Annotated in this window: 23 protein-coding genes and 1 tRNA gene; 9 read left to right on the forward strand and 15 right to left on the reverse strand. The window is 67.3% G+C overall.

The features are described from left to right. Window positions 1-60 precede the first annotated feature (60 nt). The 4 genes from VEA98_RS10000 to VEA98_RS10015 all read right to left on the reverse strand — a co-directional run bounded on the left by VEA98_RS10000 (window position 61) and on the right by VEA98_RS10015 (window position 1,739). Window positions 61-351 (reverse strand): hypothetical protein, encoded by a 291-nt coding sequence (locus tag VEA98_RS10000; RefSeq protein WP_324813704.1) that lies wholly within the window; start codon window positions 349-351, stop codon window positions 61-63. After that, the gene (locus VEA98_RS10005) at window positions 348-743 is read right to left on the reverse strand and encodes a hypothetical protein (protein WP_324813706.1); all 396 of its coding nucleotides are present in this window, start codon (window positions 741-743) and stop codon (window positions 348-350) included. Before VEA98_RS10005 ends, VEA98_RS10000 begins: the two co-directional genes overlap by 4 nt. An 84-nt stretch (window positions 744-827) precedes the next feature. Further along, window positions 828-1,217, reverse strand: a complete 390-nt coding sequence (locus VEA98_RS10010) for a hypothetical protein (protein ID WP_324813709.1) — start codon at window positions 1,215-1,217, stop codon at window positions 828-830. 153 nt (window positions 1,218-1,370) lie between these two features. Continuing rightward, the gene (locus VEA98_RS10015; protein WP_324813712.1) at window positions 1,371-1,739 is read right to left on the reverse strand and encodes a hypothetical protein; all 369 of its coding nucleotides are present in this window, start codon (window positions 1,737-1,739) and stop codon (window positions 1,371-1,373) included. A 188-nt stretch (window positions 1,740-1,927) separates the two neighbouring features. Between VEA98_RS10015 and VEA98_RS10020 the strand changes: the two genes are divergently transcribed. Then, window positions 1,928-2,173: a helix-turn-helix transcriptional regulator gene (locus VEA98_RS10020; RefSeq protein ID WP_324813715.1), complete on the forward strand. Its 246-nt coding sequence runs from the start codon at window positions 1,928-1,930 to the stop codon at window positions 2,171-2,173. A gap of 12 nt (window positions 2,174-2,185) precedes the next feature. On the opposite strand, the gene VEA98_RS10025 is transcribed toward VEA98_RS10020, so the two are convergent. The 7 genes from VEA98_RS10025 to hemC form a co-directional block, all read right to left on the reverse strand. Further along, window positions 2,186-3,094, reverse strand: a complete 909-nt coding sequence (locus VEA98_RS10025; RefSeq protein WP_324813717.1) for an FRG domain-containing protein — start codon at window positions 3,092-3,094, stop codon at window positions 2,186-2,188. Window positions 3,095-3,145: 51 nt separating this feature from the next. Continuing rightward, a complete protein-coding gene (gene hsdR, locus VEA98_RS10030; protein WP_324813719.1) occupies window positions 3,146-5,461 on the reverse strand; it encodes an EcoAI/FtnUII family type I restriction enzme subunit R in 2,316 nt (771 codons plus the stop codon). After that, on the reverse strand, window positions 5,458-7,230 hold the full coding sequence (locus VEA98_RS10035) for a restriction endonuclease subunit S (protein WP_324813721.1): 1,773 nt from the start codon (window positions 7,228-7,230) through the stop codon (window positions 5,458-5,460). The genes hsdR and VEA98_RS10035 overlap by 4 nt, the downstream gene beginning before the upstream one ends. Further along, window positions 7,227-8,954, reverse strand: a complete 1,728-nt coding sequence (locus VEA98_RS10040) for a class I SAM-dependent DNA methyltransferase (RefSeq protein WP_324813722.1) — start codon at window positions 8,952-8,954, stop codon at window positions 7,227-7,229. The genes VEA98_RS10035 and VEA98_RS10040 overlap by 4 nt, the downstream gene beginning before the upstream one ends. 173 nt (window positions 8,955-9,127) lie before the next feature. Beyond that, a tRNA-Thr gene (locus VEA98_RS10045) sits at window positions 9,128-9,203 on the reverse strand. 43 nt (window positions 9,204-9,246) lie between these two features. Further along, on the reverse strand, window positions 9,247-9,921 hold the full coding sequence (locus VEA98_RS10050; protein WP_324813794.1) for a uroporphyrinogen-III synthase: 675 nt from the start codon (window positions 9,919-9,921) through the stop codon (window positions 9,247-9,249). Further along, complete coding sequence (gene hemC, locus VEA98_RS10055) at window positions 9,918-10,868, reverse strand: hydroxymethylbilane synthase (protein ID WP_324813725.1); 951 nt, start codon at window positions 10,866-10,868, stop codon at window positions 9,918-9,920. The genes VEA98_RS10050 and hemC overlap by 4 nt, the downstream gene beginning before the upstream one ends. Before the next feature lie 120 nt (window positions 10,869-10,988). On the opposite strand from hemC, the gene tsaD reads away from it, so the two are divergent. Genes tsaD through VEA98_RS10070 form a run of 3 tightly spaced genes read left to right on the forward strand, consistent with a single transcriptional unit; the run spans window position 10,989 to window position 13,470 of the window. Continuing rightward, the gene (tsaD, locus tag VEA98_RS10060; protein WP_324813727.1) at window positions 10,989-12,074 is read left to right on the forward strand and encodes a tRNA (adenosine(37)-N6)-threonylcarbamoyltransferase complex transferase subunit TsaD; all 1,086 of its coding nucleotides are present in this window, start codon (window positions 10,989-10,991) and stop codon (window positions 12,072-12,074) included. A 17-nt stretch (window positions 12,075-12,091) separates the two neighbouring features. Continuing rightward, the gene (locus VEA98_RS10065) at window positions 12,092-13,090 is read left to right on the forward strand and encodes an NAD(P)H-dependent glycerol-3-phosphate dehydrogenase (RefSeq protein WP_324813729.1); all 999 of its coding nucleotides are present in this window, start codon (window positions 12,092-12,094) and stop codon (window positions 13,088-13,090) included. Then, window positions 13,087-13,470, forward strand: a complete 384-nt coding sequence (locus VEA98_RS10070) for a Rieske (2Fe-2S) protein (protein WP_324813731.1) — start codon at window positions 13,087-13,089, stop codon at window positions 13,468-13,470. The genes VEA98_RS10065 and VEA98_RS10070 overlap by 4 nt, the downstream gene beginning before the upstream one ends. A gap of 7 nt (window positions 13,471-13,477) precedes the next feature. Here VEA98_RS10070 and VEA98_RS10075 read toward each other — a convergent pair whose 3' ends face one another. Further along, window positions 13,478-13,990, reverse strand: coding sequence for a YbjN domain-containing protein (locus VEA98_RS10075; RefSeq protein WP_324813733.1), 513 nt, complete (start codon window positions 13,988-13,990; stop codon window positions 13,478-13,480). 57 nt (window positions 13,991-14,047) lie between these two features. Beyond that, window positions 14,048-15,160 carry a cell division protein ZapE gene (gene zapE, locus VEA98_RS10080; RefSeq protein ID WP_324813735.1) on the reverse strand — a complete coding sequence of 371 codons (1,113 nt, stop codon included), beginning with the start codon at window positions 15,158-15,160 and terminating at the stop codon, window positions 14,048-14,050. A gap of 167 nt (window positions 15,161-15,327) precedes the next feature. On the opposite strand from zapE, the gene VEA98_RS10085 reads away from it, so the two are divergent. Together VEA98_RS10085 and rarD are read left to right on the forward strand one after the other, a co-directional pair. After that, window positions 15,328-16,374, forward strand: a complete 1,047-nt coding sequence (locus VEA98_RS10085; RefSeq protein ID WP_324813738.1) for an aspartate-semialdehyde dehydrogenase — start codon at window positions 15,328-15,330, stop codon at window positions 16,372-16,374. A 35-nt stretch (window positions 16,375-16,409) separates the two neighbouring features. Beyond that, complete coding sequence (gene rarD, locus VEA98_RS10090; protein WP_324813741.1) at window positions 16,410-17,339, forward strand: EamA family transporter RarD; 930 nt, start codon at window positions 16,410-16,412, stop codon at window positions 17,337-17,339. A 10-nt stretch (window positions 17,340-17,349) separates the two neighbouring features. Here the strand turns inward: rarD and VEA98_RS10095 are convergent, their stop codons facing one another. Continuing rightward, window positions 17,350-18,483, reverse strand: a complete 1,134-nt coding sequence (locus VEA98_RS10095) for a serine hydrolase domain-containing protein (protein WP_324813743.1) — start codon at window positions 18,481-18,483, stop codon at window positions 17,350-17,352. After that, complete coding sequence (locus VEA98_RS10100; protein ID WP_324813746.1) at window positions 18,480-19,712, reverse strand: TIGR03862 family flavoprotein; 1,233 nt, start codon at window positions 19,710-19,712, stop codon at window positions 18,480-18,482. Before VEA98_RS10100 ends, VEA98_RS10095 begins: the two co-directional genes overlap by 4 nt. Before the next feature lie 49 nt (window positions 19,713-19,761). Between VEA98_RS10100 and greA the strand changes: the two genes are divergently transcribed. The 3 genes from greA (at window position 19,762) to ligD (ending at window position 23,183) form a co-directional block, all read left to right on the forward strand. Further along, entirely contained in the window at window positions 19,762-20,238 is a 477-nt protein-coding gene (greA, locus tag VEA98_RS10105; RefSeq protein ID WP_324813748.1) for a transcription elongation factor GreA, read from the forward strand. Window positions 20,239-20,371: 133 nt separating this feature from the next. Beyond that, a complete protein-coding gene (locus tag VEA98_RS10110) occupies window positions 20,372-20,518 on the forward strand; it encodes a hypothetical protein (protein WP_324813750.1) in 147 nt (48 codons plus the stop codon). Between the two features lie 67 nt (window positions 20,519-20,585). Further along, the gene (ligD, locus tag VEA98_RS10115) at window positions 20,586-23,183 is read left to right on the forward strand and encodes a DNA ligase D (RefSeq protein ID WP_324813752.1); all 2,598 of its coding nucleotides are present in this window, start codon (window positions 20,586-20,588) and stop codon (window positions 23,181-23,183) included. The last annotated feature ends 62 nt before the right edge of the window (window positions 23,184-23,245 follow it).

A 23,245-nucleotide genomic window follows, 5' to 3' on the forward strand; every position in this document is an offset into this window, starting at 1 on the left:
CGATCACGGTGATGCCGAAAGGAAGCGGCCGGGCGGGACCGCCTCCAATCTGGTCGGCAATCAGGACAAATGGTCGATGAGTTTTCGTTGTAGCTTGCGCGACGTCCTTCGCCTCACGCCGCCCGCCACCACGGCCACGCCGATGATCCCCAGCATGACGATGAAGAGGGCCGGCCGGGCCGTCGCCAGACCGGTGACGACGAGTACGCCCATAAAGAGGAGCGTCTCGCGCGGTTTGGTCGCGAAGTAGAAGAGCAGAGCCAGCACCGTCGCGACGGCGATCGCTATCAGCATGGCCCTAACGACGGCCAGGACGATGCAGAGGGTGAGAAAGCCGAAGGCCCACCTCATGCCTGACTCTCCTCTTCGGTCGACCAGAAGTGGGCCAGACAGAGGGCGTGGATTCCCATCTCGGTGCCGGGGCCGTTCTCGACGAAGACGCGGGTGAGCGCCTCGCCATCGGCCCCATAGCTAATCTCGAACCAGAGGCCATGGTCCTCGATCCAGTCGTAGCCGGGGTCCTGGGCACCGTCTCCCGTGATCGGAAAGCCGAGGGCAGTGTTGATGACGTCCGGGGTATCTCCCCCCTGGACGACGATGAGCCGGAACCCCGTTCCGATGAGGCGTCCTTCCTCGATCTGGAGCTGCCAAGCGCGAAGGCCGAGCAGGGCGCAGAGGTCGAGGTCGAGGGTGGTGTCGGAAAGCGCGCGCGACACCGAAGCGCGGTCGGTCAGCGTAAGCATAGGCAGGTAACCTTTCGGGCAAGAAAAAAGCCCTCGCGGCGGTGCCGGGAGAGCTCGGGTCGGATGGGGATTGTCGGTGGTGGCTCAGTTGGTCGTCGGCGGACGATCTGCGAAGCCGAGACAGTTGAAGCGCAGGGTGTGGTTGGTGTCGGGATGGTCCGGCACGAAGACCAACATTCCGAAGTCGTCGGTCAGGACGTACGCCAGCTCGAACCACGAGCCGTGGTCGTTGAACCACTCCCAGCCGGGCTGCTCCGCCTGATCCCAACAGATCGGAAAGCCGACGGCGTCATGGATGACCTCGGGTGGATCCCCGGGCTGGACCACGACGATCTGCAGGATGTCCCTAAGGGGGCGCCGGCGGTCGGTGTCCACCTGCCACACCCGAAGCCCAATGAGGGCGCGGATATCGGCGTCCAGGGTCGGGTCAGTGAGGGCGGCGGTGACCGCGTCGCGGTCGGTCAGTGAAAGCATGGGGGATCCTTTCAGGGCATCAAAAACGCCCTCGCGACGGTGGTCACGAGGGCTCGGGTTGAGGGCGGCCAGTGATCGCGCGAAAGCGGTTGGCGACCTTGGCGTTTTTCACGGCCACGATGGCCGGCGGGGCTGGTTGTGAAGGTGCGCCCGTTATTCCGCCTTAGGAGCGGCGGGCAGCCCTCTGGCGTTTCGGCGGGTCAGGAAAAGGACGCCGCCTCCTGCGCCCAAGGCGATCGTTCCCCAGAGCAGAAGGGACCCGAGGAGGGCGAGATTCTTCTCAGTCTCAAGGATGTCGGGATGCGTCAGAGCGTAGCTCTGCTGGTAAGCTGATGCTTCCTTGTACTCCGGAGTCTCGAAGGCCCGCAGATATCCGACCTCCTCCGCGATGGCGTCCTTGATCTCTATCTGGGCGTAGAATTTCTGCAGCGGGAAGTAGTCAGCTGCCCATAACCCTCCGACTACGACGTAGAATGCTGCAACGGCCGCCAGCGCAAGGCGGACTGCATTGTTGTTGTTCATTTTGTTCTCTCATGACTGCGTTTCGATGCGCCATGATCTGCACATCATATAAGATACCGATCTCTGCGCGCGGTCAGCCGCCCCGCTTGGCGCGGTTTCACGGCGCTCTCCCTCCCCGCCCAATAACCGATTCTGGGATATCCCGAATTGGGATTTAGCGAAAGCGCCTCACCTGTCAGGGGCGCGCGTTGCCGTCATCGATCTTCACGCAGCGGCATCAGGACTTCATTGCCTTCATGGCTTCGGCGCGGAATGCAGCCGGCATCACTCAGGTCGAGCTCGCGGAGCGGCTAGGGAAGCCGCAGAGTTTCGTATCTAAGGTGGAGCGAGGAGAGCGACGTCTGGACGTGATTGAGTTCTGTCAGGTCGCGGAGGCGCTCGGTCGTGATCCGGCGAGCCTGCTTGCAGAGTTCTTCAACAGCGCCCACCCATAAGCGTGGCTGAGGCTAGCTCGAATACCGCCGCATGATGTAGCTCGCCGCTCTGTCCAACTCCGGAAAAAGCGTGCTTTCATTGATGCCTAGCGTATCCAGTTCCGCACGAATTTCAGTCTTGGCACCTTCCGGAATGTCTATCCGGTCAGTTTTGATGGTGTCGGGAAATTTCGCGGCGCTTGGCGGTAGCTCGAGCCCGAAGATTACGAACGCTCCGGATTGAGCGATTATGCGCCTGTTGCTCATTTTCGGCGTCACGAGGTATCGCTTGAAGAAGTCGTCACGGTCGATCTGCGCGCGAAAATAGGCCTTCTCGGCGCGAATAAACTGCAAGAGTTTGTCTACCGCGTCGACTTCGTTGAACAGGTCCTTTGAGTACGAGGTTGGAACATTACGTATCTCGTCTTTTTCGATGGCGCTCAAATTGGCGAGATTGCTTACGCAGCTGACAGCGTCACTATCGAAGTATTTCTTGCGAGATGGAGGAGCTCTAATTAACCAAACCGCGCCATCGACAGGACGACCTCCCGATTGCGCTCGTTGGACGGCAAAGTAGAGCGCTACTAGCGGATTGAGGGTAACATCCAGAAGCCGGGTTCGGAGCCCGTAGTGTTGCATTCGGACCAGTCTGTCGAACATGGTCTGGTCTGCAGCGAATTCTTGCGGGTGGATCGCCATAAGATCGCGAGACATTTCCCGCTCGTGATGAAGATGCTTCTGCGGCGCGCGCAGAAGTCCCGGCTGCAATTTCCACTCTTTGTTTTGCTGACCTCGAAACGCCGCTACGCCGCCGGGGGCAGGCTTTGTCGCTTTGCGCACGACATCAATAAATTCAACGATGCTTTTTACCTCGCCAAGAACTGCCAACGCCACCTCCCTTGTCCAAAAGAACCAACCAAGCAGATGACCCGGCAGGTTCAACGCAGCTGGTGCTTATCGACGATTAAATGCCGGCGCTCGACTTCATGCGCTTTAATGCTCAAACAAGCCTCGTTGAACATCCAGAAATGCCTGACGCACTCCTCGAACGCCCCCTAGTATAGCTGCTCCCTCGCTGGCGCTCGGGTACTTAAGTTCAAGCAATCTTGGCAGTTTGTCGCTGTCGAGTTCATCAACTCCCTGCGCTACATACTGGCCCAGCACGAAATCCAAGAACGCCGACAGGTCGGCACCGTATCCATTGAGAGTCACGTCTTTGCGAGAGGCCACTCGATCTGCCCTTGTGATCGGAGGAAGGGCGAAAGCCACGTAGGCGAGTACATCGAAGACGTCACTGTCCGGGGCATCGATAATCCGCGCCATCTCCTGTAGCGGTCCGGCCCCAAATCCGGCCTCGGCAAGCGCAGTCATCAGCGACCTCCGCGTGCCCGGCGCACCCCATAGACGACGCAGTTCGTCCTCATCCCTAAACAGCTCCGGCGCCTTGCCGAACAGGCTCTGAATAAACTCTGCCGCTGACAGCGGTCGCCCGTCCGGCCCCCAGAAGCTGGTCGCACTGATGTGCTGGATCGTTCGCACCTTTCCGTCGGCTAGCTTGATGACGACCTTCTCGGGCCGTTCGCCCGGCTCCTTCGGTTCCTTGGGAGGTGCAATGGGATCTTCAGGCGGTGTCGGCGCTTTGGGTCCCACCGGGACTGGGTCCATCGGCTCCCCGTCCCACTCCGGATCGAGGAAATGCTGATAAGCACCCTCAAAATCATGGATCGTGAAATACTCCTTCCCGTCGAACAGCCGCGTTCCGCGTCCCACGATCTGCTTGAACTCGATCATGCTGTTCACGGGCCGCAGCAGAACGATATGGCGCACGTTACGCGCGTCCACGCCTGTCGACAGCTTGGTCGAGGTCGTCAGGATCGTCGGGATGGTCTTCTCATTGTCCTGGAACTGTCGCAGCCAGTGCTCGCCCATCGCTCCGTCATCGGAGCCCACCCGGACGCAGTAGTTGGGATCGGGGACGACCTTCATCTGGTTGATGAGATCGCGCACCATCGCCGCGTGCGGCTGGCCGGCGCAGAAGACCAGCGTCTTCTGGCGCGGATCGATCTCCGACAGGACGACCTTCACTCGATACCGCTCGCGATCTTCGATCTCGATGGTCTTGTTGAACTCCCGGGACCTGTACTCCCGGCCCTGCTCGGCGACGCCCTTCAGGACGGTGTCGCCAGACGTCCAGACGTAATCGTCCATCGTGGTCTTATGCTGCCGCACCTTGAACGGCGTCAGGAAGCCGTCCTCGATCCCCTCCTTTAGCGAGTAGGTGTAAACCGGCGCACCGAAATAGGCGTAGGTGTCCTTGTTCTCGTTCTTCCTCAGCGGCGTCGCCGTCAGACCCAGCTGGACCGCCGGCTGGAAGTACTCAAGGATCGACCGCCACTCGCTTTCCGCGTTGGCCCCGCCCCGGTGACATTCGTCGATGATGATGAAATCGAAGAAGTCGGGCGGATAATCGCCAAAATACGGCTCGCGCACGCCCTTCGCATCCGGCTGGCCGCTCGTGAAGGTCTGGAAGATCGTGAAGAAGATGCTGCCGTTCTTTGGCACCGCCCCCTTCTTCTTGATTTCGTCCGGCTTGATGCGCACCAGCGCGTCCGCCTGGAAGGCCGAGAACGAGTTGTAGGCCTGATCCGCCAGAATGTTCCGATCCGCCAGAAACAGGATGCGTGGCCGCCGCGTAGGTGCGCCAGTCAAGCTCCATCGCGCATGGAACAGCTTCCATGCCAGCTGGAAGGCGATGAAGGTCTTGCCCGTCCCGGTCGCGAGATTCAGCAGAACGCGCTTCCCGCCCTCTGCCACGGCGTCCAGCACCGCCTCTACGGCATTGACCTGATAGTAGCGCGCGGGCTGGCTGCCGCCTTTGTCTTCGAATGGCACCGCCGCGAAGCGGTCTCGCCAAGCGCTCTCTTCGGCGAATGTCCAGTGCCAAAGTTCCTGCGGCGTTGGCCACGTCTCGAACGGCCCCTCCTTGCCGGTCGTCATGTCGACCCGGTACTGGCCGGTCCCGTCGGTAGAGAAGGCCCAACGCGTGTTCAGCTTGCTGGCGTAGATCTTGGCCTGTCCCAGCCCTGCGGTGACCCCCCTACCGACCGCCTTGGCCTCCACGGCCGCCAGCTTTCGCCCGCGATAGCTCAGCACATAGTCCGCCGTCGTCGCCTCGCCTCGCTGGCCTGCGCCTAGAATGCGCCCCGGACAAATGACCTCGCGGTTTACCTTGCTGTCTTCGACAACGCCCCAGCCAGCCGCCTTCAGAGCGGGATCGATCAGCTCGGCGCGGGTCTCGGACTCGTTCACAGCAGAGCAAGCTGGAGGTGGCGAACGGGCTTGGCGCTACCGTCAGGAACGATGCCCTTGGCTTCGATCAGCTTGATCGCCGCCAAGAGGTCGCCGTCCGAGAACTTCGCCTTGCTTGGCCCCCAGTCCTCCCGCGCCTCCCGAATGATGGCCTCGGGCGTCGGATCACGCTTATCGACCAGCAGATTGTTCCAGGCAGCATGCACGGTCGCCAGCGCTTCGGCACCCTCGGTGTCCAACGGCACAATCAGGTCGGTCACCCGCTCGATCGCGCTCTGTATGGGATAAAGAGCATCCTTCGCGTCGGCCAACAGCTTGCCGTAGTTCGCCAGTTTCTTGAAATCGTATCCGCCATCGCGCTGGACGAACTCAAAGAAGGCGTTCTCCTTGGCCCAAGCCTCCGCCGCCTTCATGTGCGCGAAGTCGTTTGGTCCTGCCGCATCCTTGATCGGGTTTCGCCCGAGGTTCACGCGACCCGTCGACTCAAGCAGATGCAATCCCTTCTGCGCCTTGACGTGTCCGTATGTCTTCGCTCGCTGCGCTCTTTCGTGGTGCCAGTGCAGCAGCGCCATGACGTTGGCGGTTTGCATCGGGTTCGCGAAGGCGCTGTCGTTCGCAGCGGTCAATTCGCCCGAGAAGGCGCGGGCGAGGAGGGATTGTTTGAGCTCGGCGAGGGCGGCGAGCTTCTGACCATAGAGGCGGACTAGTTCTTCTGCCGTCGCCACAACCTGATCCAATCGTTCAACGAGTTCCACCTGTCGCGCCAACGGCGGTATAGGTAGGACGACCTCCCGCATTTTTGCCTGATTGAGCTTTGGCACCGTTACGCCGGAAATGTAGGGAGTGAGATCAAGGGAGTTCAGGGCGTAGATCAGCCAAGAGTCGGTCAGGCGATCCCGACGAGGGCGCAAGACGTGGGCGTGGTTGTTCACCCAAACCCGGCCCGACACGGCGAAAGCGCTGCGATCGCCTCGTCCCCACTTCGCGCCGTCCTCGCCCAGCAGGACCAGTGGCTCTTCAAACAGATAGCCGGCGACATAATCCTGTATACCGGTCGCCCCGTAATATGGATAAGGCCCCACCTGACGATCAATTTTGGTGATGGGCCGTCGGCGGCTATCGAGTATGTCTACAACGCCGCCCAACTCGGTGGACGGATAGAGGCGCGCCGCGTCATCCAAGATCGCGCTGACCTCGCTATCAATGAGCTCTTTTGCCGCCCTTCGCGCTTGTTCGGTATTTGCAGCGGCGGCTCTGATTTCCGCAAATGCCTGGTCCAAAAAGGCGACGATACGCTGTTGCTCTGCGAGTGGCGGAACAACCACCTTTACTCGCTTTACAAGGTCAGTATTCAAGTTCCGTACGGTTGATCCAGCCGCCAAAGCGTCGAACTGACGGTAGGCTGCATCTGACCCGAGGAAGTGATAGAGATAATCCGGGTTCAAACGACCCGATTCATCCCTCAGAACGAGCCATCCGTCGTGGATACATCCGTCCGTTTTCATGATGTACGGACGGCCAAAACTCATTGAGTTGGTTAGCAGGAAGTCGCCGGGCTGAACTCGGCGGGACATCCTCTCTCCCTCCGGAATAATCTTTTGCTTAGTTGCTGAGATGTGTTTGCCATCTCCTGCAGAAGCATCTCCGATCTTGATCCAGTTGATCCCGTCATCGCGGTCGGTCAGGTACCTCTCGATAGGCCGCGGAGAGCCCCCGCGAGCAATGTGGCACAACTCGCCCAAGCTGACAGAATCCCACGTCGTCCTCACAACAAGACCCTTACCCGCTCCAGAGCTTGCGCGCTCTTCGCATCTAGTTTCGCGATCTCTTCCAAGATCACGTGCGGCGACCGTAGCTCCGCCGTCTCTGTCGCATTAGGGTTCTTAACCGACAGATCCCAGCTCTCCTGATCCACAGCGGCCGATTCAATCACCCAGCTTTTCCGCCCGACTTCAAACCCCGCCTGCAACGCCACGAACTCCGCCATGTCGGCGTCATTCAGGGCGTTCGTCTTGCCAAGATTGCGGCCCGGATCGAGCTGGTAAAACCATGTCCGCTGCGTGGGGCGGCCCTTCTCGAAGTACAGCACCACAGTCTTCACGCCCGCGCCCTGGAAGGTGCCGCCGGGCATGTCCAGTACCGTGTGCAGGTCGCAGGTTTCCAGCAGTTCCTTCCGCAGCGCCGTCGCCGCTTGGTCGGCGTTTGACAGGAAGGTGTTCTTGATGACGATGGCCGCGCGCCCGCCGGGGCGCAGCGACCTCATGAAGTGCTGCAGGAAGAGATAGGCCGTCTCGCCCGAGCGGATAGGGAAGTTCTGCTGCACCTCGGCGCGCTCGCCGCCGCCGAATGGCGGATTGGCAAGCACTACGTCGAACCGGTCCCGCTCCTGCAGGTCCATGACGTTTTCCGCCAGAGTGTTGGTGTGCAGGACGTTGGGCGTGTCGATCCCGTGAAGGATCATGTTCATGATGGCGATGACGTAGGCGAGGCTCTTCTTCTCCTTCCCATAGAAGGTCCGCCTCTGAAGCGTCTCGCGATCCGCCGTCGTCGCAGCTTGGGGCCGCATATAGTCGTAGGCCTCGCACAGGAACCCAGCCGAGCCGCAGGCACCGTCATAGACACGCTCGCCGATCTGCGGATCAATCACCTTGATCATCGCCCGGATCAGTGGCCGGGGGGTGTAGTACTCACCGCCGTTCCGCCCGGCGTTGCCCATCCGCTTGATCTTGTCCTCATATAGCGAGGACAGCTCATGCTTCTGGTCTTGTGATCCGAAGCTCAGTCCGTCGATCAGCTCCAGCGCGTCCCGCAACGAATAGCCGGACAGGAACTTCGGGCGGATTTCCGCGAACACCTCACCGATCTTGTACTCAATCGTGTCCGACCCGCTCGCCCGCTTCTTAAAACCCTGAAGATAGGGCCACAACTCGTTGCTCACATAGGCGATCAGGTCGTCCCCGGTCAGCGCCTTGTCGTGGTCGAACGCGCCGTCCGCCGTCTTCGGCGCGGCCCATACGCCCCATCGATGCTCCTCGTCGATGATCGGCGAATAGGCCTCGTCCTTCAGCTCCGCGATGGCTTCGCGATCACGTTCCAGATCGTCCAGATACTTGAGGAACAGCATCCACGACGATTGCTCGGTGTAATCCAGCTCCGTCGTCTGCCCGGCCTCGTTGCGCAGCACCTTATCCAGCGCATTGAAAGTCTGGTCGAAACCGCCGGATCGTGCTGACTTGCTGCGGGCCGTTTTCGCGGCCGTAGCGGTCTTTGGCTGCGAGGGATCGATCACCCTCGCGCTCGGCCGCTCACTCCCGGCCAGCGCCACGGACCCTCCGCGTCCTCGCCCTTTGGTGATCAGCCCTGCTTCGACCAAGGCGTCACGTGCCCGCTCGTAGGTCTCTTCCTGCCAGCCGAGCTCTGCCCGCAGGCGTCCGTTTCCTGCGCTCCCACCGAGTTCCTCCAGGACCTCAAGAAACCTTTCCTGCCGTCCCACGACGCCCCCTGTACAACCAGAGAAGTTGATTAGCTTGGGTTGCTGAGCGCGCGCAATGCCGGTGGGTGTTCCCTGCTAGAGCCCTTCCCACCGCATACCCACGCAACTCCCAAGCGGAAGCGCCCTCCGGCTTATCCCGACCGGGCGTCAAAGCTAGCGCTGCTTTGGAAAGGTGGTGCCGCTTGCGTGACTCGAACACGCGACCCCCGCATTACGAATGCGATGCTCTACCAGCTGAGCTAAAGCGGCCTTGGGCGCGGCGGGTGATGTCCGCCCGCGCGAGAGGCGCTCTTTATACGCGGGGGGCGGGCTTGCCAAGCGCCTGCAACAGCGCCGCCTCGTCGGGATGCGAGGCGACGCGGATTTCCAGCCCGAAGCGATCCGCCAGGGGCGCCGCCGCGGCCTGGGAGATCGCAGCGCAGACCGGCCCCGCGAACGGGCCCAGCGCCGCCAGGGCGCGGCCGGCGCGGGGCGAGTGGACCAGGACGGCGTCGAAGGCCGCGGGCGCCGCCGTCCCGGTTTCGACCGCGGCATAGACCGGCAGGAGACGGACCTCGACCCGTCCAGCGAGCAGGGCGGGCAGGTCGCCGGCCGGCTCCAGGGCCCCCGGGGCCAGCACGGGGCCGGGCGCCTCGGCCGCCAGCAGCCGCGCCAGGTCGTCCAGGGCGCCGCCCGCCGACTGCACGTTCGCGAAGCCCGCCTCGCGCGCCGCCTCGGCCGTCGCGTCGCCGACCGTGAACACCGGCCGATCGCGCGCCTCCGACAGGGCGGCGAAGGCGGCGACGCCGTTGCGGCTGGTAAAGGCCAGCGCCGCGATCCCGGCCAGGTCCGGCGCCGGTTGGGCGATGGGCCGCAGGCGCAGCAGGGGGGCGACCACGGGCTCGAAGCCGAGCGCCGACAGCCGGGCGGCGGTGCGGGCGGCCCCGGGCTCGGCGCGGGTGATCCAGACCCGGCGGATGTCGGTCAGGACCCTTCCCCCGCGTCGCCCGCCATGGCGTGCACCTCGGCCCCCAGCCGCAGGCCCAGCGCGCGCGCCTGCTCCGTGGCGCCGACGGCGTCGACGTCGCCGATCTCGCCCGTGCGCCGCCAGCGCACCGAGCCGTCGGGGGCCAGCTTCTCGGCGGTCAGCCGCAGCCGGCCGGCGGCGATCCCGGCATGGGCCCCGATGGCGGTGCGGCAAGAGCCCTCGAGCGCGGTCATCGCGCCGCGCTCCGCGGCCACGGCGAGAGCCGCCGCCGGATCGTTCAGCGCCGCCACCCAGGCCGCCTCGCGGTCCTCGGCCCGCGTCTGCAGCGCCAGCGCCCCCTGCCCCGGCGCCGGCAGGAAGTCGTCGAGGGACAGGCGCTCGCGGATGACGCTTTCGAAGCCGAGCCGGTTCAATCCGGAGACGGCGAGCAGGATGGCGTCGAACTCGCCGTCGGCCAGCTTGCGCAGCCGGGTGTCGACATTGCCGCGCAGCATTTCGATCTGCAGGTCCGGCCGCAGCGCCAGCGCCTGGGCCTGCCGCCGCAGCGAGGCCGTGCCCAGCCGCGCCCCGTTCGGCAGGTCTGCGAACGAGGCGAAGGCCTCGCTGACGAAGGCGTCGCGCGGATCCTCGCGTGGCGGCGTGGCGGCGATGCACAGGCCGGCGGGCTGCTCGGCGGGGACGTCCTTCATCGAATGCACCGCCACGTCGACGCGGCCGTCCAGCAGCGCCTCCTCGATCTCCTTGGTGAACAGCGCCTTGCCGCCGATTTCCATCAGGCGGACGTCCTGCACCCGGTCCCCGGTGGTGACGATCTCGACCAGCGGCACGGCCCCGGCCAGATCGGCGTCGGCGACGCCCAGCGCCCGGCCGATGGCGCGCTGCATCATGCCCGACTGGGTCAGGGCCAGTTTGGAGCGGCGCGTGCCGATGCGGACGAGAGGAGCCATGAGACAGCCGTTGCGCCGGGGGGTCGGGGCCGTTACCTCGACCCGATGGACAGGTCCGCCGACTATAGCAGCGAGGGGAGCCGGGCAACCGCGACCCCGGGGCGCAGCTTGGGGCGCAGCATGGGCCGCGTGCTGACCGTGCTCGGGCTCGAAACCAGCTGCGACGAGACCGCCGCCTCGGTGGTGCGGCTGACGCCGGACGGGGCGGCGACGGTGCTGTCCTCCGTGGTGCACAGCCAGATCGACGACCACGCGGCCTACGGGGGGGTCGTCCCCGAGATCGCGGCCCGCAGCCACGTCGAGATGATCGACGGCGTGGTCCGCCGGGCCATGGATGAGGCGGGGCTGGGCTACGAAGGGCTGGACGGGGTCGCGGCGACGGCGGGGCCGGGGCTGGTCGGCGGCGTGATGGTCGGTCTCAGCTTCGGCAAGGCGGTGGCGCTGGCGCGGGACCTGCCGCTGATCGCCGTCAACCATCTGGAGGGTCACGCGGTGTCGGCGCGGCTGGGCGAGCCGGTCGATTATCCGTTCCTGCTGCTGCTGGTCTCGGGCGGGCATTGCCAGCTGCTGGAGGTGCGCGGGGTCGGCGACATGACCCGGCTGGGCACGACGATCGACGACGCGGCCGGCGAGGCCTTCGACAAGATCGCCAAGGCGCTGGGCCTCGGCTACCCCGGCGGTCCGGCCCTGGAGAGGCTGGCGGAAGGCGGCGACGGCGCCCGCTTCGACCTGCCGCGCGCCCTGCTGGGCCGCAAGGACTGCGACTTCTCCTTCTCGGGGCTCAAGACCGCCGCCTCGCGGCTGGCGCACGCCTGCGAGACCGATCAGGACCGCGCGGACCTCGCCGACGCCGTCCAGAGCGCCATCGCCCGCCAGCTCAGCGATCGCTCCGATCGCGCCATGAAGGCCTATGCCGAAGCGCACGATCACCGGCTCTTCGTGGTGGCGGGGGGCGTCGCGGCCAACAGGACCATCCGGGCCACCCTCGAGGCGGCTGCGGCGAAGAACGGCTTTGCCTTCCTCGCCCCGCCCATGGCCTACTGCACCGACAATGCGGCGATGATCGCCCTGGCGGGAGCGGAACGGTTGCAGAAGGGTTGGGTCTCCGACATCGACGCCGTCGCCCGGCCGCGCTGGCCGCTGGATGAACGAAGCGCGCTCGCCGATCCGGCCCACAAACCGGGCCGCAAGGGCGCCAAGGCTTGAAGGCTCAAGGGACGCGTATGGAATTTCGCACGGCGGGAGTGATCGGCGCGGGCGCCTGGGGCACCGCCCTGGCCCAGGTCGCGGGCTGGGCGGGGCTCGACGTCCTGCTGCAGGCGCGCGAGCCCGACGTGGTCGAGAGCATCCGCGAGCGCCGCGTCAACGAGGCCTTTCTGCCGGGCATCACCCTCGACGACCACGTCAGGGTGACCGGCGAACTCTCGGACCTGGCGTCCTGCGACGTCATCCTCGCCGTCCCGCCGGCCCAGCACATGCGCTCGACCCTGACGGCCTTTGCGGCCCATCACCGGCCAGGCGTGCCGGTGGTGCTGTGCTCCAAGGGCATCGAGCGCGGCTCGCTCAAGCTGATGACCGACGTGCTGGCCGAGACCTTGCCGGCCGCGCCCGCCGCCGTCCTGTCGGGCCCCAGCTTCGCCGCCGAAGTGGCCCGCGGCCTGCCCAGCGCCGTGACCCTGGCCTGCGCCGACGCGGCCCTCGGCGAGGCGCTGATGGAGACCCTGTCGGCCCCCGCCTTCCGACCCTACCTCGCCACCGATCTGGTCGGGGCCGAGGTCGGGGGGGCGATCAAGAACGTGCTGGCCATCGCCTGCGGCATGGCCGAGGGCAAGGGCCTCGGCCGCAGCGCCCACGCCGCCCTGATCACCCGCGGCTTCGCCGAGATGACCCGCATGGGCGTGGCTCTCGGCGGCCAGGCCGAGACCGTGGCCGGCCTGTGCGGCCTCGGCGACCTGGTGCTGACCTGCTCCAGCCCGCAGTCGCGCAACATGAGCCTCGGCCTCGCGCTCGGGCAGGGCCAGACGGTGGAGCAGGCCCTGGCCGGCAAACGCTCCGTCGCCGAGGGCTATGAATCCGCCCCGGCGGTGCGCGAACTGGCCGCGAAGATGGGAGTCGACATGCCCATCTCTCTCGCCGTCGCCGCCCTGCTGGCCGGCGAGACGACCGTGCCCGAGGTCATCGACGACCTGCTGTCCCGTCCCCTCAAGGCCGAGCGGCATTGAACGACACGCCCGCCCCGCAGCCCGAGCGCAGGCGCGTCTGGTCGACCCCGCCGAACGTGCCGCTCTGCCCAGAGACCGCCATCGCCGACCCCGGCGCGCGCGGCTTCGTCCTGCAGATCGGCGAGGCCTTCTTCCACGGTTTCGTGGTGCGCAAGGACGGCCAGGTCGCGGGCTACGTCGACCGCTGCCCGCATCAGGGCTTCCCCCTCGCCCTGGAGCTGGACCGCTATCTCACGCCGGACGGATCGCTGATCCTGTGCGGCTGGCACGGGGCGGTGTTCGAGCCGCTGACCGGCGACTGCACCGGCGGCCCCTGCGCCGGCGGACGGCTGACGCCGTGGCCGGTGGCGGTCTCGGACGGACTGATCCGGACGGCCTGAGACGTCGCTATTCCGTCGGGGCGAAATAGCCCACGGCGGCGCCGAAGGCGCTGACCAGCTCCAGCCACAGGGCGGTGTGGTCGGTCAGCTGGTCGACGCCGCCCTCGTGGATGAGCACGTCGTACTGGACCACGGCCGTACCGTCGCCGCCGCTCTCGCCGGGCGCATAGAAGGCTTTCAGGAAGCGCCGGTCGCGGTTCCAGTCGTTGACCACCGCCTGGGTGATGGTCGCGTTCGAGAAGCTGGCGGCGTACTGGATGTCGCCGCACACGTCGGCCTCGCAGCTGTAGAAGAACACCGCCCAGTTCAGCGGCCCGTCCTGGACCGTGATCCAGGTCTCGCCGTCGCGCCGGTTGATCTCGCTCACCGTGCCGCCCTTCTCGGTCAGCCAGGCGCGGACCGCCTCGATCGGAACGCCGGGGTCGGCGGCGGTCTGGACGGACGCGGAGACGGGCGCCGCGGCCGCGGGGGCGGCGATCGCCATCACGGCGGCGGCGGCGAGGGTGGCCAGACGGATCATCGTTTTCTCCTGCGGAGGCTCACCTGATGACGGATGCCCGGCGAAATCAAGGCGGGCTCAGTCCCGTTCGCGCGCCAGCCACTCGGCGCCGCCCATCTCGTTGAGGCGCGACACCGTGCGCTCGAACTCGAAGGCCCCGACGCCCCTGGTGTACAGCCCCTCCGGCGCCGCCTCGGCCAGGGCCACCAGCCGCGTTCCGGCCTCGTACAGGGCGTCGATCAGGGTCACGAACCGCCGCGCCTCGTGGTGATTGGCCGGGCCCAGCACCGGCACGGCCTCGACGAACAGGGTGTGGAACCGCTCCGCGACGGCCAGATAGTCCTGCGGTCCCAGCGGCCGCCCGCACAGCTCGTCGAAAGTCGCGCGCGCCAGTCCGCCGTCGGTGCGCTCGATGACGACGTCGCGGCCCAGCACCGACAGGTGGCACGGCGCCTCTGCCTGTTCGCCCTTCAGATCCGACCACAGAGACTCGAACCCGGCCCTCGCGGCCTCATCGGGCGGGGCGAACCAGACCCGGTCGCCCATCAGCCGGTCCAGCCGCCAGTCCCGCGCCCCGGCCACCGACACCACCTCGCAGCGCGCCTCGATCAGGTCGATGAAGGGCAGGAAGAGTTCGCGGTTGATCCCGTTCAGGTACAGCTGGTCGGGGGCCCGGTTCGAGGTCACCGCCAGCACCACCTTCTTCTCGAACAGGGCCTCGAACAGCCGGCCCAGGATCAGGGCGTCGGCGATGTCGGTGACCTGCAGCTCGTCGAAACACAGCAGCCGCGCCTCGGACGCGATCAGTTCGGCCACCGGCCGGATCGGGTCGTCGCCCTTCCACTGGCCGAACACCGCCTTGCGCGCCGCGGCGTCGCCCTCGCGCCACTGCCGGATCAGTCCGTGCACCCGGGCCATGAAGGCGTGGAAATGGGCCCGCGTCTTCCGCTTCTCCGGCGCGCAGGCGAAGAACAGGTCCATCAGGATCGACTTGCCCCGCCCCGGCGGCCCCCACAGATAGACGCTGCGCACCTCCGGCGGCCCGCCCAGCAGTCCGCCCAGCGGCCCCTTCCGCGACAGGTCGGTTTCGACCCGCGCCAGCACCTCGACCACCGGAACCTGCGACGGGTCGGGCGTCAGCCGGCCGTCGGCCAGCCGCTTCTCATAAGCAGCGCGAATGCGTGATCCCATCGTTCTCGGGCTTAACGGCGCCCGCCGCCGCTGAAAAGCGATTGCTTCGCGCCTGCGAAGGCCCACATACAGCCGCACAGTCCGGGTAGCCGGCCTCACAACATTCTTGCGCTCAAGCAGCGAGGCTCCGCGAGCCGAGCGGTAGCGCGTCCGAAGGACAAACCAATATGGGCTACAAAGTCGCCATCGTGGGCGCCACCGGCAATGTCGGCCGGGAGATGCTGAACATCCTCGAGGAACTCGAATTCCCCGTCGACGAGATGCACGCCGTCGCCTCGCGCAAGTCCAAGGGCATGGACGTCGCTTGGGGCGACCGCACCATCAAATGCCAGGACATCGACGGCTTCGACTTCTCGAAGATGGACCTCGTGCTGATGAGCGCCGGCGGCGACGTCTCGCGCGAATGGTCCGAAAAGATCGGCAAGGCCGGCCCCATCGTGATCGACAACTCCTCGGCCTTCCGCAAGGACCCTGACGTGCCGCTGATCGTGCCTGAGGTGAACCCGGACGACATCAGGCTGGCGAAGAAAAAGAACATCATCGCCAACCCGAACTGCTCGACCGCCCAGCTGGTGGTGGCGCTCAAGCCCCTGCATGACGCGGCGAAGATCACCCGCGCCGTGGTCTCGACCTATCAATCGGTCTCCGGCGCCGGCAAGGCAGGCATGGACGAGCTGTGGAACCAGACCAAGGCCATCTACGGCCTCGGCGACGCCACGCCGAAACTGTTCCCCAAACAGATCGCCTTCAACGTCATCCCGATGATCGGTTCGTTCCGCGACGACGGCTACACCAACGAGGAAGCCAAGATGTGGGACGAGACCCACAAGATTCTCGACCCGGACATCAAGCTGACCGTCACCTGCGTGCGCGTCCCGGTCTTCGTCGGCCACTCGGAATCCGTGACGCTGGAGTTCGATCGTCCGATCAGCCCCGACGAGGCCCGCGCCATCCTGCGCGAGGCCCCCGGCGTCATGGTCATCGATAAGCAGGAGCACGACGGCTACATCACCCCCGTCGACGCCGCCGGCGAGCACGCCGTCTACGTCTCGCGCATCCGCAAGGACCACACCGTCGAGAACGGCCTGTCGCTGTGGATCGTCTCGGACAACCTGCGCAAGGGGGCGGCCCTCAACGCCGTCCAGATCGCGCAGCTGCTCGACGAGACGGGGACGATCAAGCCGTCCTCCGGATACCGCACCCTCACCGTCTGACCTTCCGCTCGCCCTCCGCGGCGAAGGAGATGACCATGCCCGTTTCGATCGGCCCGGATCAGGGCCGCGCCGCCCTGCTGTCCGCCTTCGGCTGCTACGCCCTGTGGGGCGTGATGCCGCTGCTGTTCATGGGACAGGCGGCGGTCGGCTTCGACTCGCTCGAGATCCTCGCCCACCGCGCCCTCTGGGCGGTGCCGGTGGCGGGGCTGCTGGTCTGGCTGGCGAGGCAGGGCGGTCAGGTCGCGGCCGTGTTCCGCACGCCCCGAACCCTCGCCTGGCTGACCTTCTCGACCGTGCTGATCGGGCTCAACTGGGGCATCTACGTCTGGGCCACCACCCATGAGGCGACGCTCGAGGCCAGCCTCGGCTACTACATCAACCCGCTGCTCAACATGGTCGTGGGCCTGTGGCTGTTCCGCGAGAAGATCGACCGCTGGGGCTGGATCGCCATCGGCCTCGCCGCGGTCGGGGTGCTGTTCCAGGCCCTGGCGCTGGGCCGCCCGCCGTGGATTTCCATCGTCCTGGCGCTCAGCTTCGCCACCTATGGGGTCATCCGCAAGCGCGTCCCGATCGACGCCCAGGCCGGCCTGCTGGTCGAGTGCCTGCTGCTGGTCCCGTTCGGCCTGGCCTGGGTGCTGTGGCTGCAGAACACCGGCGCGGGCGTCGCCTTCGACAGTCCGGCCAACACCATCTGGGCCCTCGCCAACGGCCCGGCCACCGTCCTGCCGCTGGCCCTGTTCGCCTGGTCGGCGCGGCGCCTGCCGCTGTCCACCATCGGCTTCATCCAGTTCCTCGCCCCGACCCTGCAGTTCATGGTCGGCGTCTGGGCCGGAGAGGCGCTGACGCCGCTGCGCGTGGTCTCCTTCGCCTTCATCTGGGGCGGCGCGGCCGTCTTCGCCGCGGCCGCCTGGTTCCGCGTCCGCGCCGCCCGACTGGCCCTGAAGGACGCCGCCGAACCGGTGTGAACGGGCGGTCTCAGAACGCCGAGTAGAGCGCGTCCTGCAGCCGCAACGCCCGCGGGTCGCCGATCAGGTGGGGCGACTGGCGGGTCATCACATAGGCGGCCGACAGCCCGATCTCCGGGTCGGCCCAGACGCAGCTGCCGCCCCAGCCGTAATGCCCCCGCGCCTCCGGGTTCGGGCCGAAGATCTCCAGCCCCCGGTTGGCGGTCCAGCCCGCCGCCCAGCCCATCACGAAGGGCAGCACCCGGTCCTGTCCGTGCACCCGCTCGCGCCGCGCCGCCGCCAGCGTCGCAGGCGACAGAACCTCGCGCCCCTCGAACGCGCCGGTCGCCACCACCGCCATGATCCGCGCCAGATCGGCCGCCGTGCCGTGCAGGTTGGCGGACGGAATTTCCATCTCGCGCCACTGCGGCGCCTCGCGCGGCCCGGGCGATGAGCCCTTGTCGAAGAAGGCCGAGCGCTTGATCGGGTCGAGCACGCCGAGGCTCGGCGGCGCCGACGGCTTGCGCATCTGCGCCACACGCCCGTGCTCCGCCTCCGGCAGGCCGATCCACAGGTCCAGCCCCGGGAAGTCGTCGCGCAACGCCGTTCCCATCGTCCGGCCGTCGACCAGCCGGAACAACTCGCCGGCTAGGTAGCCGATGGTGATCGGGTGATAGCCCGACGCCGTCCCCGGCTGCCACATCGGCGCCTGGGCGCACAGTTTCGCCAGCACCCGCTGGCGATCGAACCAGTCCTGCGGATCGATCGGATCGGCGAACCCCGGCAGCCCCGCCTGATGGCTCATCAGCTCGCCGACGGTGATCTCCTCCTTGCCGGCCTGGCCGAAGTCCGGCCAATAGCGCGCCACCGGCCGTTCGTAGTCCAGCAGGCCGCGCTCGACGCAGGTGGCGATCAGCAGCGCCATCACCGCCTTGCCCGCCGAGAAAACCGGCGTCAGCGTGTCGGGGCCATAGGCCGCGGTCTGCGCCGCATCGGCCCAGCCGCCCCACAGGTCGATGACCGGCTCGCCCCCGATGCAGACGCTGAACCGCGCCGCCCGCTCGTTCAGCCCTTCGGGGGCGTCGGAGAAATTGGCGGCGAAGGCGTCCTTCACCGCGGCGAACCGGGACGGGCAGACGCCGTGGATGTGGGGGAGGTCGCTCATCCCTTCGTCCTACCGTCCTGCGCCAGCCAGTCCAGCGCCCCCTCCGCCGCCGCCACGCCCGAGGCCATCGAGGCCTGCAGCAGATAGCCGCCGGTCGGCGCCTCCCAGTCGAGCATCTCGCCGGCGACGAAGACGCCGGGGAGCGCCTTCAGCATCAGCCGTTCATCCACGGCCTCCAGCCGCACGCCGCCGGCCGAGGAGATCGCCCGCGCCAGCCCCTGCACCCCCGTCAGCGTCAGCCGCACCGCCTTGATCCGCCGCGCCAGCTTGTCCGCCCCCTCCGGCAGGGCGCCCGGAATCTCGCGCAGCAGGCCGGCCCCGACCGGCGACAGCCCCGCCGCCTTCCTCAGCCAGTTCGAGACGCTGTCCTTGCCCCGCCCCTTGGCCAGCCGCCCGGCCAGCGCCTCCACGGACAGGTCGGGCCGCAGGTCCACGACCAGCGTCGCCGATCCGGCCCGCTCCACCGCCTCGCGCAGCGCCGCCGACAGGGCGTAGACCGCCCCGCCCTCCAGTCCGTAGCGGGTCACCATCGCCTCGCCTCGCACGCTGGTTTCGCCGAACGTCAGCGCCACCGGCTTCAGCGGCTGACCCGCGAACCGCTCGACGAACACCTCCGACCACGCCACGTCGAAGCCGACGTTCGACGGCCTGAACGGGGCCACATCGACGCCCTCCGCCTCCAGCCTCGCGGACCAGCCGCCGTCCGACCCCAGCCGCGGCCAGCTGGCTCCGCCCAGCGCCAGCACCACCGCATCCGGCCGCTCGACCCGCTCGCCTTCAGAAGTCTCGAACACCCAGCCGCCGTCCCGCCGGCCGCTCCAGCGCGACCGCGTCCGCACCTCCACGCCCAGCCCCGCCAGCCGCGCCAGCCACGCCCGCAGCAGCGGCGAGGCCTTCATCGCCCGCGGGAACACGCGTCCCGACGACCCCGTGAACGTCGCCTGCCCCAGTCCCTCGGCCCAGCCGATCAGATGCGTCGGCGAGAACCGCTCCAGCCACGCCGCCACCGTGTCGCTCGCCTCGCCATAGCGTCCGGTGAATCCCTCCAGCGGCTCCGAATGGGTCAGGTTCAGCCCGCCTCGCCCGGCCATCAGGAATTTCCGCGCCACGGACGGCATCGCCTCGTGCACCACCACCGCCGCCCCGCCCTGCGCCAGCCGTTCGGCCGACATCAGCCCGGCAGGCCCGGCTCCGATGACATGGACGCTCTTCGTATCTGGGGAACTCATCAGGACTTCCTAGACCGGAACGCCCGCGACCGGCATACGCTTCATCGCCATGAGCGTCGCATTCACCCGCGAGGAAGATCTGGAGGCCACCGCCGCCGACCTTCCCGACCGCCCGATCTCGCCCCACCCCAACCTCGTCACGCCCGAGGGGTTGGCCCGGATCGACGCCGCCCTGGCCGGGGCGCGTGCGGCCTACAACGCCGCCCAGTCGAAGGGCTCGATCGAGGCCGACCGCACCGCCATGGCCCGCGCCACCCGCGATCTGCGTTACTGGTCGGCCCGCCGCGCCTCGGCCCAGCTGGTCGAGACGCCGCCCGACGGCCGCGTCCGATTCGGCGGTTCCGTCACCATCGAACGCGAGGACGGCCGCACCCAGACCTGGCGCATCACCGGCGAGGACGAGGCCGATCCCGCCAACGGCTCGGTCAGCCACGTCTCGCCGCTCGCGGTGGCCCTGATCGGCAGGCGCGTCGGCGACGAGGCCGTGGTCGCCGGCCAGGCGGTCGAGATCGTCGCCGTCGATTGAACGCCCCCTCCCATTCAACGGTTGTCGCGGCGACCGACACGGCCCACCCTGCATGCATCCCGCGCCGCTTCCCCGGCGTTCTACCGGCGCCCCTCGCGTCAGGCGCCTCCGCGCCGGAAAGGAAGTCCCGCCGATGGCCCGTAAGCCCAACTACAGTTTCGAACGCATGGAGCGCGAACGCGCCGACGCCAAGAAGGCCGCCGAAAAGGCCGCCGCCAAGGCCGAGAAACGCGCCGCCGCCCGGGGCGAGACCCCGCCGGAAGAGCCGACCCAGGACTGAAGCTGAGCCAAATCGGCGGCGATGCGTTCCTCGTCCGTGACCCATCGGTCAGGGACGGGAGACGCGAGTGCGCGGCGAGCTGGACACCTACAAGGCCAAGCGGAAATTCAGCGACACGCCCGAGCCGAAAGGCCGCAAGGGCAAGGCGCGCAAGGCCGGCCTCAAATATCTGATCCAGCGCCACGCGGCGACGCGGCTGCACTACGATTTCCGCATTGAGCTGGACGGGGTGCTCAAGTCCTGGGCCGTGACCAAGGCGCCGTCGCGCGACCCCTCGGTCAAGCGGCTGGCGGTCGAGGTCGAGGATCATCCGCTCGACTACGGGACCTTCGAAGGCACGATCCCGGCCGGCAACTACGGGGCCGGCACGGTGCAGATGTGGGATCGCGGAACGTGGGAACCGCAGGAGGATGACATCGACGCCGCCTTCGAACGGGGCAACGTCAAGATGATCGTCCATGGCGAGCGGCTGCAGGGCAAATGGGCCCTGATCCGCATGAAGACCGACCGCGGCAAGCCGTCCAAGCGCAACAACTGGCTGCTGATCAAGGAGAAGGACGAGTTCGCCGTTCCCGGCGAGGGCGACGCCAATATGGAGATCGACGCCTCCGTCGCCAGCGGCCGCAGCCTCGCCGAGATCGCCGAAGGCCGGAAGCAGTGGGGCTCGTCGAAGAAGACCACGCGTGCAGCCCCCGCCAAGCCCGAGGCCCGTCCCGCCGTGACCAGCCACGCCTCGAAGCCGCACCCCTTCGTCCCGATCCAGCTGTGCAAGATCGCCGACTATCCGCCCCAGGGCGCCGGCTGGGCCCACGAGATCAAGTTCGACGGCTATCGGCTGCAGGTCGCCTCCGGCGGCGGCCGCGCCACCGTCCGCACCCGCAGGGGCCTCGACTGGTCGGCCAAATTCCCCGAGCTCGCCGCCGACGCCGCCCAGTGGCCCGACGCCGTGGTCGACGGCGAGCTGTGCGCCCTGGCCGAGAACCACATGCCGGACTTCTCGGCCCTGCAGGCGCGGATCTCGGACGGCCACACCGGCGAGCTGGTCTATTTCGCCTTCGACCTGCTGTTCGAAGGCCCCGAGGACCTGCGCAAACTGCCCCTGTCGCACCGCAAGGCGCGGCTTCAGGCTTACATCGATCGTATCCCCAAGGCGGCGCGCAAGCGCATCCGCTACGTCGACCATTTCGCCACCACCGGTCAGGCCATCCTCGAGAGCGCCTGCCGCATGGACCTGGAAGGCGTCATCTCCAAGAAGCTGGACGCGCCCTATACGGAGGGCCGCTCGACCACCTGGCTGAAGTCCAAATGTCGCGGCGGGGACGAGGTGGTCATCGGCGGCTGGACCTCCGAAGGGTCCCGCTTCCGCTCCCTGATCGTCGGGGTGCAGGACGAGGGCGGCCTGCGCCACCTCGGCCGCGTCGGCACCGGCTACAACCAGGCCCTGCTCAAGACCCTGCTGCCGAAGCTGAAGGCCGCCGAGACCGACCGCAGCCCCTTCGTCGGCAAGACCGCGCCGAAGAAGTCGCGCGCCGCCGGCGCCACGGTCCACTGGGTCAAACCCGTGCTGGTCGCCGAGGTCGAGCACGGGGGCTACACCGACACCGGCTCGCTGCGTCAGGCCGCCTTCAAGGGCCTGCGCGAGGACAAGCCGTCGGCCGAGGTCACCGAACGCCCGCATACGCCGCCCGACCTGGCGAAGGAGCCGGGCAAGCATTCGTCGTCCTCGCCGCTGGCCATGCCCGGCGAGCGCCCCGGCAAGCCGGCGAAGGGCAAGCTGGTCGTCTCCGGCGTCACCATCTCCAATCCCGACAAGGTGCTGTGGCCCGCCGCCGACGGAAAACCCCCGATCACCAAGGCCGAGCTCGTCCGCTACTATGAAATGGCGGCCGACCGCCTCCTGCCCCACGTGGCGGACCGCCCGGTCTCGATCATCCGCGCCCCCGAGGGCATCGGCGGCGAGAAATTCTTCCAGCGCCACGCCATGCCCGGCTCCAATCCCCGGCTGAAGCTGATCGATGTGAAGGAGCGCAAGCCCTATGTCGGCGTCACCGACGTCGGCGGCCTCGTCGCCATCGGCCAGTCGGGCGGGCTGGAGCTGCACCCGTGGGGCTGCAAGCCGGGCGATCCGGAGACCCCCGATCAGATCACCTTCGACCTCGACCCCGACGAGGGCCTCGACTTCAACGACGTGATCGCCGCCGCCAAAACCATGAAGAAGGAGCTGGAAGGCCTCGGCCTCAACCCCTTCGTCAAGACCACCGGCGGCAAGGGTCTCCACGTCGTCGTTCCCATCCTCGCTGACGCCCGCAGCCGCATCGAATGGGACCAGTGCAAGGCCTTCGCCAAGGAGGTCTCCGAGATCGTCCGCCGCCGCGATCCCGACCATTTCACCACCACCCTCGCCAAGAAGGCGCGGGGCGGGAAGATCTTCCTCGACTACCTGCGCAACGGTCGCATGGCCACCGCCGTAGCCCCCTGGTCCGCCCGCGCCCGTCCCGGCGCCGGCATCGCCTTCCCCCTGTCCTGGAGCCAGGTGAAATCCGGCCTCGACCCGAAGGCCTACACCCTCCACGACGCCGCCGCCCTGCTGAAGAAGCCGGATCCGTGGAAGGATTTCCGCGCCGGCGCGGTCAACCTGAGGCCGGTGCTGAAGAAGGTGCTGTAATCGCAGTCTCCTCCCCGTTCGCCGCTTGCGAATGGGGAGGGGGATCCCGAAGGGGTGGAGGG

Source organism: Brevundimonas sp. (assembly GCF_035627055.1).
GTDB lineage: Bacteria > Pseudomonadota > Alphaproteobacteria > Caulobacterales > Caulobacteraceae > Brevundimonas.